Raw genomic sequence first — 12,053 nt, 5'->3', positions numbered from 1 at the left:
GGTTTTGCCAGCCTTTTACTCTAGTATACTGATTGTAGCAAGAATACGATTTATTTCGAGGCGAACGTACACCTTGATGTGCAATTCTGGTCTGCTGTCCCCGGTTATGTTAAAATGGTGGATAGTCTATGAGTTGCATGACATGCGGCTCTCAGAAGGAAGAGCTCAGTAGTTGGGCTGAACGAAACTGCACTCATCAGGGGAAAGGAGCCTATACATATGTTTGGAAACGATTGGGACAAGGTGCTTCAGGAAGAGACGGAAGCCGACTATTTTAACAAGATTCGTTACACTCTCGCCGCCGAGTACAAAACGCAGACGGTCTTTCCGCCCAAAGAAGACCTGTTCTCCGCACTGAAGCTGACGCCATATCATCAGGTTAAGGCCGTTATTATTGGTCAGGATCCTTATCACGGAGCGGGACAGGCTCATGGATTAAGTTTTTCGGTTAGACCGGGGGTACGTGTACCGCCTTCTCTGAAAAATATATATAAGGAACTTCATGCCGATCTGGACCTACCAATTCCGAATCATGGATCTCTCGTTCATTGGGCACAGCAGGGAGTCCTGCTATTAAATGCTGTTCTGACGGTTCGTGAAGGTCAGCCGAACTCCCATCAGGCACTAGGGTGGCAGACATTTACGGATGCTGTCATTCGTGCGTTGAATGAACGTTCAGAGCCGATGGTATATATGCTGTGGGGGAGCCATGCCCAGAAGAAAGGTACATTTATTAACAGGGACAAGCACCTGGTACTGGAGTCTACACATCCCAGTCCGCTGGCTGCGCATCGTGGATTCCTCGGCAGTCGTCCCTTTTCCAAAGCCAATGACTTCTTGACCTCCAAAGGTATTGAACCGATCGATTGGAAGATACCTGAAAACTAGACAGATGGAGGTGAGAACATTGCGACATTGGATAGGACGAAAAGTAGCGGTATATCGTGCAACAGGCATACGGGAGCCATTGAAGGGAACGCTGGTTGAGTGGGATGAAGAAGCGGAATGTGTGCGGATCGGACCGAAACGGATTAAGGTATCGTTTGACAATATCGCAATGATCAGACCTCTTCCCGAAGAGAGTCTTCCCTTAAAGAAAGCACGTTCTGAAGTGCACAAGGTTGGATATGTGATGAAAAAGGCGATTCAGTTCGAAAATGCGATCTATTTCAAGTCGCAGGTGATGATCTGGCGCCGGGCCAAAATTGTAGCGTTATCCACGACGATTCTGCGTCATGACGAGGATCAGGTTGAACTTGCAGATGGTCGGGTTCTTCGTAAAGACAAGCATATGTTTGTCGTACGTTCACGCCGTGGGATACGTTAGTTATACGAAGATTTAATATTCATTTCATGCAAAGATCATATGGATTTAATGTTCGGTCTGTATATTAGGTAATAACAACCCCTTCTAAATTGATGTGTATTGATATGGGAGCCCGACCGGCTGCAAACGGTCGGGTATTTTTTTGCCCATTGGTTCTGTTAACCTGTTGTACATACCCATAACATTCATGTTGTATACTATTAAAATAGAAAATTGAACTAAACATTTACACGAGAACGTAGAGGGCAGAAATAACCTGAAGAAGCGAAGCGTTCGCCTAAAAGCTTTCTGAAAGAAAGCTACATCGGAAGCATACGCTATCCCAAGATTTTCACCTTTGTAAAATTGAATCAAAAAATCTGGGGATAACAGCGATCGGAAGGTTGTTCTGTCATCGAAGTGGCACGTGTAAATATTCTTTAGTTCAATCTAAAAAGATCATGAGAAGGAGTGAAACCCAATGAAACGTATAGCTGTTTTTGCAGGCTCCAATCCGGGAAATCACCCCGATTATACAGAGAAGGCTATTCAACTGGGCAAACAGATTGCTGATAGTGGTTATGCACTGGTCTATGGTGGTTCTTGCATGGGCTTGATGGGTGCAGTAGCCGATGCTGCTCTTGAGCAAGGGGGAGAGGTAATCGGGGTTATGCCTACTGGATTGTTCCGGGGCGAGGTTGTTCATGGAGGGCTCACACAACTGATTGAAGTGGGAACCATGCATGAACGGAAGGCTACGATGGCTGAATTATCCGATGGATTCATTGCACTTCCCGGAGGTATGGGTACATTTGAAGAACTATTCGAGGTGCTGTGCTGGGCACAGATCGGTATTCATCGTAAGCCTGTCGGTTTATTGAATGTCAACGGGTATTATGGACCGCTGATGAAGATGGTAGAACACAGCGTACAGGAAGGGTTTTCCAATACTTCCCATCTCAGTCTATGGAGTCTGGAAGCTGATCCGGCTGAACTGATCAAACAAATGTCATCCTATATTCCTGCAGAGCTGACTCAGAAGTGGTCACAACTCAACGGGAAATGAGTGCATAAGAAGACGGGCCTGAACCTACTCGTTCCTCGGGAGAATTTTCGATCTGCCCAAGCAAGTTGCGCTATCGGACATAGTCTATAGTGTACTTCGATGAAGAGGGGAGTGTCACTGATGAGCGAACTCAAAGGTACAGGTTACGGATATTGCGGAGGCTTCGGTGGTGGAGCATGGACATCAACAGGTGCAATTCTGGTATTGTTCATTCTGTTAGTTATTATCTCTCGCACATTCATTCTGTAATTCGGTCAAATCCCGGGACGGGGATCATGCTGCAGAGGCAGCGCCCGAATAAAAAATGACCTTTCCAAAGAGACGCCGGTATATCCCGGCGTTTCAGGGGAACGGTTTTTTGACGTTTCCAGCATACGTTAAGTAATTGAAAAAGCAAAAACCTGCCCCTGAATAAGGTCAGAAGCAGGAGAGAGCCTCCTGAGCCATTAGCTGCACAACAAGCAGCTTACACCACAACAGCAGTTTGATCCGGATTACTTAACGATTTCCAGGCGATATATAGCCCGATGGCGGCTGCAATTAAGGAGAGTATTGCTGCAACAATAGCCAGCTGATCCAGTGTGTTGGGTGAACTGGAGTTAAGAGAACGCTGATTAGCCGTCTTACCGGATTTGTTTTTGATATGGACAGATGTTCTGGAAAGCCTGGAAGCCGACTGTAACTGGGATGTGTGAGGACGCGTAGGTATCGATTTTTTCTTTGAGGGATTCAATAGTCAACCTCCTTATAACGGAGTTCAGTGCTTCCATCGTTCATACTATGTTATGTCGATTTTCAGATTGAGTTCGCAAAAATGAGTGAATCCCCAGCCCGTTAGATGTTGAACCCGTTCGCTAGTATCAGCGAAGCAGGTAACCCATTATACGCTCTGTTAATACAGGTCTAACAAACGGTGTTTATAGTAAGGATCATAGAGTGAAGCTTGAACACAGGAGGCGCTGGAATGAGGAACATGGAGATTATTGCCCATCGCGGTGCATCTGCCGTATGCCCGGAGAATACGATGAGCGCTTTTGAACGGAGTCTGGAGCTTGGAGCAACAGGCATTGAAACCGATGTGCAGATGACGAGTGATGGCAGACTGGTACTGATTCATGATGAGACGTTAAGCCGAACTGGCGGCGCAGAAGGCTGGGTTAAGGATACGACTTACGATCAATTGCGCACACGGGATGCGGGGTCCTGGTTCCATGCTGATTTTACCGGGGAACGTATTCCTTCTCTGGAGGAATTATTCAAGCTGGTACAGGGGAAAGGAACACTGCTTAATCTGGAATTGAAAAATGGTATTGTGAGTTATAAAGGGATGGAAGAGAAGGTCATACAGGCGATCCGGGATTGGAATCTGGAGCAACAGGTTGTGCTGTCGAGCTTCAATCATGCTTCGCTCGTGAGATGTAAACGTCTTGCCCCGGAGATTCGTACAGCACTTCTATATATGGAAAAGTTATATCGTCCCTATGATTATGCCGCCAAACTCGAAGCTACCGGCCTTCATCCCTACAAGCTGGCAGTCACACAAGAAGATGTTGCTGCTGCACTGGCACATGGCGTTGTTACCTATCCATTTACGGTGAATGATCCTGCCGAGATGCAGGCCATGATTGATATGGGTGTGCAAGGGATAATTACCGATGTTCCGGATGTCCTGGCATCCTTACTTACGGTACATGCCCGTTAAACGAGTCTGTATTTTACATGTTCTACATATGCAATGATAAGGCTGTGTTCGAGCTTTTTGGCTCTTGCGCAGCCTTTTTGCGTGTGAAATTGTGTGCAAATATTCATATATGCAATAAACATGTCCTATTTGTCCATTGCCAGAGCCGGTGGATTCACTTACAATGGTCTATGGGAATGAGAATCAATATCATTAAAGTTTGGTATTTATAGAGAGGTGATTGTTATGTACATAGGTTTGAGCAGCTCCACTCATAACGAGGGTGGGCGCGTATGAGTTCACAAGCTTCACCAGAAAAACATAATCCGGATTCACCCACAGCGAAGATACACACTCGTCCGTGGGCGGCCACACTTATTCTTACAGGGGGAGTTTTGCTACTCGCTCTGGGTATGGCGTTGTCCATTTCTTTTGGCGCTGCTGATATTAAGCTTAGTGTAGTCTGGAAGGCTATCTTTGATTTCAATCCTGAGTTGACTCCACATCAGATCATATGGGAGATTCGATTACCACGTATCCTTGGAGGAGCAATGGTAGGTGCATGTTTCGCTGTAGCTGGTGCGATCATGCAGGGCATGACTCGTAACCCGCTGGCCGATTCAGGTCTGCTTGGGTTAAATGCAGGAGCTGGATTTGCACTTGCAGTTTGTTTTGCCTTCTTCCCTGGCTTGCCATTTATGTATATCATCATGTATTCCTTCCTTGGAGCAGGGCTTGGTGTCCTGTTGGTGTATGGTTTTGGTGCAGCTTCCAAATCGGGTCTTACACCACTACGCCTTGTGCTTGCAGGTGCGGCTGTATCAGCGATGTTGTCGGCACTCAGTGAAGGGATTGCATTATATTTCAGGATTGGACAAGATCTGGCTTTCTGGACAGCGGGTGGTGTAGCCGGAACGAAGTGGTCTCAACTTGAGGTCATGTTCCCATGGGTACTCGCGGCACTGATCGCAGGTCTTCTCATCTCCCGTTCCATTACTCTGCTTAGTCTCGGAGAAGATATTGCGGTGGGCTTGGGGCAACGTACTGGGCTGATCAAGCTCATAGGCCTGATTGTTGTACTGATTCTCGCGGGTACGGCTGTATCCGTGGTGGGTGCGGTCGGTTTTGTTGGACTCATTATTCCCCATCTCACGCGGAAGCTGGTTGGGGTCGATTATCGCTGGATTATTCCATGTTCCGCTGTGATGGGCAGTTTGCTGCTTGTATTTGCGGATCTGGCTGCACGTATGATTAACCCGCCGTACGAGACGCCAATTGGCGCATTGGTTGCCCTCATCGGGGTACCATTCTTCCTGTATCTGGCGCGTAAAGAAAGGAGGACTCTGTAACGATGGAATCCTCAACAATAGTTGGAGCAGAGCGCAAGAAGAGAACCAAGAGTACGATTGTCCTCATTGTGCTTGCCCTATTAATTATTACGGCTTTTGTGGTGAGCATGAACACAGGTTTTACCAAGCTTTCGCCGCTTGAGGTGTTGCGAACCCTGTTTGGTGGAGGCACGGCGAAACAGGAATTGATCCTGTTTGAATTCCGTCTGCCACGTATTGTGATTTCGGTGCTGGTCGGGGCCGGACTTGCGTTATCTGGTTGTATTTTGCAGGGAGTATCTCGGAATGCGTTGGCAGATCCGGGGATCCTCGGGATTAATGCAGGTGCTGGTCTGGTCGTCATGTTATTTGTTTCCTTTTTCCCGACAACGACAGCAGCGCCGGTATTTCTTTTGCCAATTCTGGCCCTGATCGGTTCCGGTTTTGCTGCATTTCTGATCTACATTCTCTCTTACAAAAAAGGAGAGGGCATTATGCCTACTCGTATGTTGCTTACAGGGATCGGGGTAGCAGCGGGAATCAGTTCTGCCATGATCGTGCTTACGTTAAGGCTTAGTCCGGAAAAGTATCAATTTGTAGCTACCTGGATGGCAGGCAGCATCTGGGGTTCGAACTGGAAATTTGTAACGGCATTACTGCCGTTTCTGATCATTCTTGTCCCGCTTGTCCTGTATAAGGCACGTGTATTGAACGTACTGAATCTGGGGGACCAGACTGCGAGTGGACTCGGGACTCCGGTTGAGCGTGAGCGACTGATTTTGCTTGCGGCTGCTGTAGGACTTGCCGGCTCATGTGTATCTGTGAGTGGGGGGATCGGTTTTGTAGGTCTGATCGGACCGCATTTGGCACGTCGTCTGGTGGGTCCAAAACATCAATTCCTGTTACCCGCATCTGCACTGATCGGTTCATTGCTTGTACTGGTTGCAGATACGCTGGGTCGTGTCATCCTGCAGCCTTCGGAGATTCCTGCGGGGATCCTAGTTGCCATTATTGGTGCACCATACTTCCTGTACCTCTTAAGCAAGACGAAATAAAACGTAATCATCATTGTGTGATTGCATAAGGAGGACTTCAGTCCATGCTTCGCCGTTTCTTTGCCTATTATAGGCCTTACAAAAAGCTCTTTATTCTTGACTTCAGTTGTGCGATTTTAGTCGCCCTGCTGGAGCTGGCATTTCCACTGGCAGTCAACCGGGTAGTCGACGATCTGCTGCCAGGCGGCCGCTGGGACTGGATTCTATGGGCGTGTCTGGCATTGCTGGGCATCTACTTATTGAATTCATTTTTGAACTTCGTGGTCACCTATTGGGGACACAAGCTAGGTATTAACATCGAGACGGATATGCGTAAAAGTCTGTTTAATCATGTGCAGAAGTTATCGTTCCGTTTCTTCGATAATACAAAAACAGGACACCTCGTGTCCCGTATGACTAACGATCTGATGGATATCGGTGAGATTGCCCATCATGGTCCGGAGGATGTATTTATCGCGGTCATGACGCTAATTGGTGCATTCAGCATCATGATGAGCATTAACGGGAATCTGGCAGTTTTAACCTTTATCATCGTTCCACTGATTATTTATCTGTCGCTCTACTTTGGTAGCAAAATGTCCAAGGCATTCAGCCGAATGTTTGGAGATATCGCGGACTTCAACGCTCGTGTAGAGAACAATATCACAGGTATCCGTGTTGTTCAGGCTTTTGCTAATGAAGAGCATGAAAAAGCACAATTCGCTGTGAACAACGGTCGTTTCCGTCAGACCAAACTAATCGCATACAAAATCATGGCCTGGAACTCCTCTGTCAGTTATATGCTGATGAAGCTGGTATCCCTCTTTGTCCTGGTATGCGGAACGTGGTTTGTCATTCAAGGCAGTATGACCTACGGTCAGTTCATTGCATTTATTATGTTGTCCAATGTGTTCCTGACACCGATCCAGAAGATCAACTCGGTTATTGAGACGTATCCAAAAGGGATTGCAGGCTTTAAACGTTATACGGAGCTGCTTGATATGGAACCGGATGTGGAAGATCGTCCAGGAGCCGTTACGGTATCCCATTTGCGTGGAGATATTCGTTATGAGCAAGTCACCTTTGGTTATTCAGATCAGGAGCCTGTGCTCAAAGGTATTGATCTAAACGTACGTGCAGGTGAAACCGTAGCGCTTGTCGGTCCATCGGGTGCAGGAAAAACAACGTTGTGCAGTCTGCTGCCACGATTCTATGATGTGCTGGAAGGTCGCATCACGATCGATGGGCAGGAGATACAGGATATGACACTGGACTCCTTGCGTAGTCATATCGGAATTGTACAACAGGACGTGTTCCTCTTCGATGGAAGCATTCGGGAGAACATTGCCTACGGCAAGCTGGATGCATCTGAAGAAGAAATTTGGATGGCTGCCAGACGTGCACAGATGGAACCTTTGATTCAATCGATGCCGGAAGGATTGGATACGTTAATTGGTGAACGCGGCGTGAAGCTGTCCGGTGGACAGAAACAGCGCTTATCGATTGCCCGTATGTTCCTGAAAAACCCGCCAATTCTGATCCTGGACGAAGCAACATCTGCTCTGGATACAGAAACGGAAGCGGCGATTCAGCAATCCCTTGCTGAGCTGTCCGAGGGCCGGACCACACTGGTTATTGCTCACCGATTGGCTACGATCAAAAATGCAGACCGCATTATTGTCGTTGCTGAACAAGGCATTACGGAGCAGGGACGCCATGAAGAATTACTCGCAGCAGGTGGGGTGTACAGCCGCCTTCACTATGCGCAGTTTGGCGCGTAACCTATTCGATGTGGATGTAACAATGTAAATACGAGAAGTAACGCCATCGTTCTTGACTTGGAAGGAGTCAGGACGTTGGCGTTTTTTTCTTTTTCATAATCAATTGTGGGTCAGGGGTACTGTGCTCATATCTGCCTGTGATCATGGATGTGGAAACGGGTAATATAGTAAAGAGAACACTTAACGTGTAAGATATGTTCATCATCTTGCAAGATATAGGAGGTACACGATATGCAGTTGAACGATATGCTGAAAATTCTTATAACCTGTCTATTATTTATTCTGATTTGGTGGCTACTGACTCAAGGGATTCGCAAACTTTCCAGTACTCGTGCGGGGTCCGGTTTACAACGCTGGGGTGGATGGTCCATTGGACTTTTTGTTGTTGGCGCCGTGCCACTCGGTTTTTCGCTATACACAGAGATCTTTGATAAGAGCCTGGATGCCAACATCGGGTTGGGGCTTGCCATGTTTTTTGTATGGGCTTATTGTGTGATCTTGTTGTGTGCGGCGTTGGTGGTATGGGGAAGGTACGTGTACAAAAGGGATATAAAGAAGTGAATATTTGGGTTGATCGTGTTGAGCCCGTCAGGAAGTTAAGGGTGAGCTGACAGCTGTATTTGTAACAATAAACTGATATGGAACGTTAAATTTAGAAAGAGGTGTTATTAAGGGGGATTTAGATATGTCCAATCTTCGTCGAGTCCTCATATTGCTCTCAATCCTAATCGTATGCCTTACGGGATGTTCAGGACATATCGAGTGCAACTCTGTGCAGACTCAAGCGAATGCACCAAGTGAAGATGGTTTCACTGGTTATGTGGTTGAACGCAAAGACAATTCCATTCTTGTGGTTGATCCTGCATATGAAGATTTCAGTGCGAACGGAGGAGGAAATCGGTATTATCCGGCAAAATGGTTCTCCAATGCGCCTGATCCGCAGATCGGCTCCTATGTTGAAGTCTGGACGGATGGAGGCCCGGAAAATCAACCCTATTCTGGGGAGGCCAGAGCAGAAACGATAGCGGTATCTTGTCCAAATACTCCAGATGGTGCTCATCTAAGTGAGGAGGACGCAATTCGGGGTGGGCTATACTCACCAGATGGAGAAAAATTACGTGTTCCTGTGATTGAAGATGTACACTTTTATCAGGATGCAGGAATGTGGACGATTCGCATGAGAGATGCGATGTCAACGACGAAGAATCAAGATGAGATTGAGATCAGAGTAGAGGATGTAGAGCCAGTAGAATAACAGAGGGAGTATATGATTTTGCACATAGAGATGAGGAAGTCTAAATGGATATTAGGGCGTGTCTTCCCCGCGACAAACATGACTTTGAAGCGGTTAACAAGTTAAATGAATTTAGAAATGAAGAGTTGAAAGTTATCATCCCAGAGCTGATGGAGTGGTTACAAGACGGGAATTGGCCTATCTCTAAACCGATAGAGGATCTACTATTGAGACTGGGGGAGGACTTAGTTCCTCATATTAAGGATGTATTACAAACCCAAGATCCACAGTGGGAATATTTCATTTTGGTAGGATTGATCGATTGTCTGTATTTCATCTAAGTATGTTACGGTCGGATTTGGTAAGAATACTGGAGTCTCCTACACATGATGAGATACTAGAGGGGTTGGATGAGGTTATAATGGAACTTTTGGAAAAGATGAAGGATACCAACGAGAGGTAAGAGGAAATGGGAGTTTGGATACATAGAAACTGCTGCTTGATTTGATGAGAAAGAGCTGAGGATGGTAGACATGTAGATCTATAATTTGATAAAAAAGCAAGGGGGATAGATTGTTATTGAATAATATATAATACCATAAAATAGGCTTATATAGTAAAGGTTGTAGTTCTATGTTTTTTTACTAGTATACTCCTGTATAAGGAATCTTTTTCTCTTAATCTACTAATTACTATAAATAATTGATAAATGTTAAATGACTTGTATGGGTGTTTTTTTCTTGTTTCTACAATCGCTGTATCTAAGTGAATTATTTTTTGTTCTTTTAGTAATATGTGCTTATACAATAAACTCTCAGTTGACTAGAAGATTATACATATTAAAACTTTTATATAATATATCAGGTTTTTATTCGACAAAATAGGACACAATATTACAAAATAAACCTATTTCCTTAAAGTGTTGAATAGATGATAATAATAAAGCTATTCAGTAGATGTCATAGGGGTGGAGTGAAGCTTATTATATGTAGAGTGTATGTTCTTGAAACTTAGAATGAATAAAAATACAATTTAAGGATGGATTATTCGAGAAATGAAAAGTAAAAAACTATTAACCTTATTAATTACTTTAAGTTTTATTCTAGGAATATGTTTTTCTGAAAGAGTAGAAGCAAATGAAAAAAAAGAAGTTACAAATCAAATTAATCAAATTTATATCGGGTTCCAGAGTTATCATGTTTTAGGAAGGGACGGCTCGGTATGGGCGGCAGGCTTTAATCCATATGGAGGACTTGGATGGAGTGGAAGTGGGAATAAGGGGGAACTAAGGGTCATACCTTCTGCTAAAAATATAGTTAGTATTTCAGCAAATTTACACAGCTATGGAGTTACGCAAGAAGGAGCTATATTTCGTTGGAACGGTTATTTTCCAACAGTAATCTTCGATTCTGTTAAGAAGGTTAAAACTCTTGCGACAGGAATAAATTATTGTGTAGTTCTAACTGAAGAAGGAAGAGTTTGGACATGGGGAGGAAATTATGTTGGACAGTTAGGAATAGGCGATAGCAATGATCGTTCTGAACCAACGTTAATTCCAAACTTGGAAGAAGTTATAGAAATCGCAAGCAGCCCCACATCCGGCACAGTATATGCACTTAAAAGGGATGGTTCAGTATGGGGATGGGGGAGTAATGGTAATTATCAACTTGGTACAAACGGGGATAAGTCTTTGGTTCCTACACGAATCAATATACCTGTAAAGATAAAACACATATATCAAAGTAAGGGTAATACATTTGTTTACGGTGCGGCTATTGATGAAAATAACTCTGTTTGGTGGTGGGGAAAAGATTATCCTTCTAAAGTAAAATCATCAGTTTATGGTGAACCAGTATTAGACCAAGGTATCAAATCAGTCAAACAGCTTGCATTAGGGAAAGATCATGCACTTGCTTTGAAAGATGATGGTACAGTGCTCGCATGGGGGAAAAATTCGGGTGGACAACTTGGAGATGGTACGAACGTTGAACGCACATCTCCTGAACCAGTGCCTGGGTTAACGGATATATACAGCATTGATGCTGGAGACAGAATGAGTGGTGCTGTGAGTGATTCCTCTGACGTGTACATTTGGGGAAGTTTTCACATGCTTGGCTCAATAACCAGTCCCAAACGTATATCTATTGATGATCAGCCGAGTGAAGTTTTGCCAATCGAAAAGCCTACAGATCTAAAACTTAAAGTTACAAGTGTCAATTCTGTTCAATTGTCTTGGGATCAGACTAAAGAACGTAGTAATGATTGGAATAAATATAATATTTATCTGAATAATCAGATTATTGAAACTACCAAAGATAAAATCATCACTATTAATAATATCGATCCTACTAAAGAATATAATCTCTTTGTCACTACAAAAGGCATATTAGGAAATGAATCCGAAGCAAGCAATAGTGTAAAGAAGAGAGGAATTGAAAAGTATTCTTACAGTTATAATTCTGCAGGACAACTTACTGGCATCCTTTTCGGATCTGGCAAGAAGATTAGTTATGAATACGATAAAAATGGGAATTTGAAAAAAACGACTGTAGTAAATCCGTAGTCTCATTAGCTAATTAGTTGTAGCTTATTTACATTTGAATGGAGAGAAACATAGTTGAAA

Annotated in this window: 13 protein-coding genes; 12 read left to right on the top strand and 1 reads right to left on the bottom strand. The window is 44.5% G+C overall.

Annotated elements, in window-relative coordinates; all coding sequences use genetic code 11:
* Positions 1-219 precede the first annotated feature (219 nt).
* The 4 genes from ung (at position 220) to NST38_RS20950 (ending at position 2,621) form a co-directional block, all read left to right on the top strand.
* Positions 220-888 carry a uracil-DNA glycosylase gene (ung, locus tag NST38_RS20965; protein WP_076250808.1) on the top strand — a complete coding sequence of 223 codons (669 nt, stop codon included), beginning with the start codon at positions 220-222 and terminating at the stop codon, positions 886-888.
* Positions 889-907: 19 nt separating this feature from the next.
* Positions 908-1,327 carry a hypothetical protein gene (locus NST38_RS20960; protein WP_017687369.1) on the top strand — a complete coding sequence of 140 codons (420 nt, stop codon included), beginning with the start codon at positions 908-910 and terminating at the stop codon, positions 1,325-1,327.
* A gap of 460 nt (positions 1,328-1,787) precedes the next feature.
* A complete protein-coding gene (locus NST38_RS20955) occupies positions 1,788-2,372 on the top strand; it encodes an LOG family protein (protein ID WP_076250810.1) in 585 nt (194 codons plus the stop codon).
* A 120-nt stretch (positions 2,373-2,492) separates the two neighbouring features.
* A complete protein-coding gene (locus tag NST38_RS20950) occupies positions 2,493-2,621 on the top strand; it encodes a hypothetical protein (protein ID WP_255319930.1) in 129 nt (42 codons plus the stop codon).
* Between the two features lie 217 nt (positions 2,622-2,838).
* Here the strand turns inward: NST38_RS20950 and NST38_RS20945 are convergent, their stop codons facing one another.
* Complete coding sequence (locus tag NST38_RS20945; protein ID WP_036674861.1) at positions 2,839-3,105, bottom strand: hypothetical protein; 267 nt, start codon at positions 3,103-3,105, stop codon at positions 2,839-2,841.
* Between the two features lie 231 nt (positions 3,106-3,336).
* On the opposite strand from NST38_RS20945, the gene NST38_RS20940 reads away from it, so the two are divergent.
* The 8 genes from NST38_RS20940 to NST38_RS20905 all read left to right on the top strand — a co-directional run bounded on the left by NST38_RS20940 (position 3,337) and on the right by NST38_RS20905 (position 11,993).
* Entirely contained in the window at positions 3,337-4,074 is a 738-nt protein-coding gene (locus NST38_RS20940; RefSeq protein WP_076250811.1) for a glycerophosphodiester phosphodiesterase, read from the top strand.
* A gap of 272 nt (positions 4,075-4,346) precedes the next feature.
* On the top strand, positions 4,347-5,402 hold the full coding sequence (locus tag NST38_RS20935) for a FecCD family ABC transporter permease (protein ID WP_036614761.1): 1,056 nt from the start codon (positions 4,347-4,349) through the stop codon (positions 5,400-5,402).
* 2 nt (positions 5,403-5,404) lie between these two features.
* On the top strand, positions 5,405-6,436 hold the full coding sequence (locus tag NST38_RS20930) for a FecCD family ABC transporter permease (protein ID WP_076250813.1): 1,032 nt from the start codon (positions 5,405-5,407) through the stop codon (positions 6,434-6,436).
* A 44-nt stretch (positions 6,437-6,480) separates the two neighbouring features.
* Positions 6,481-8,196: an ABC transporter ATP-binding protein gene (locus NST38_RS20925; RefSeq protein ID WP_076250814.1), complete on the top strand. Its 1,716-nt coding sequence runs from the start codon at positions 6,481-6,483 to the stop codon at positions 8,194-8,196.
* Positions 8,197-8,427: 231 nt separating this feature from the next.
* Complete coding sequence (locus NST38_RS20920; protein WP_076250816.1) at positions 8,428-8,757, top strand: hypothetical protein; 330 nt, start codon at positions 8,428-8,430, stop codon at positions 8,755-8,757.
* Positions 8,758-8,881: 124 nt separating this feature from the next.
* A complete protein-coding gene (locus NST38_RS20915) occupies positions 8,882-9,451 on the top strand; it encodes a DUF3221 domain-containing protein (RefSeq protein ID WP_076250818.1) in 570 nt (189 codons plus the stop codon).
* A 44-nt stretch (positions 9,452-9,495) separates the two neighbouring features.
* Complete coding sequence (locus NST38_RS20910; RefSeq protein ID WP_083684413.1) at positions 9,496-9,771, top strand: DUF5071 domain-containing protein; 276 nt, start codon at positions 9,496-9,498, stop codon at positions 9,769-9,771.
* A gap of 713 nt (positions 9,772-10,484) precedes the next feature.
* Positions 10,485-11,993: an RCC1 domain-containing protein gene (locus tag NST38_RS20905; protein WP_076250820.1), complete on the top strand. Its 1,509-nt coding sequence runs from the start codon at positions 10,485-10,487 to the stop codon at positions 11,991-11,993.
* The last annotated feature ends 60 nt before the right edge of the window (positions 11,994-12,053 follow it).

The sequence above is a fragment of the Paenibacillus sp. FSL H8-0104 genome, from assembly GCF_038050215.1.
In the GTDB taxonomy this organism is placed as follows: Bacteria; Bacillota; Bacilli; order Paenibacillales; family Paenibacillaceae; genus Paenibacillus; species Paenibacillus amylolyticus.
The sequence above is the reverse complement of the archived record's forward strand: the minus strand, read 5'-3'. Positions and strand labels throughout refer to the sequence as shown.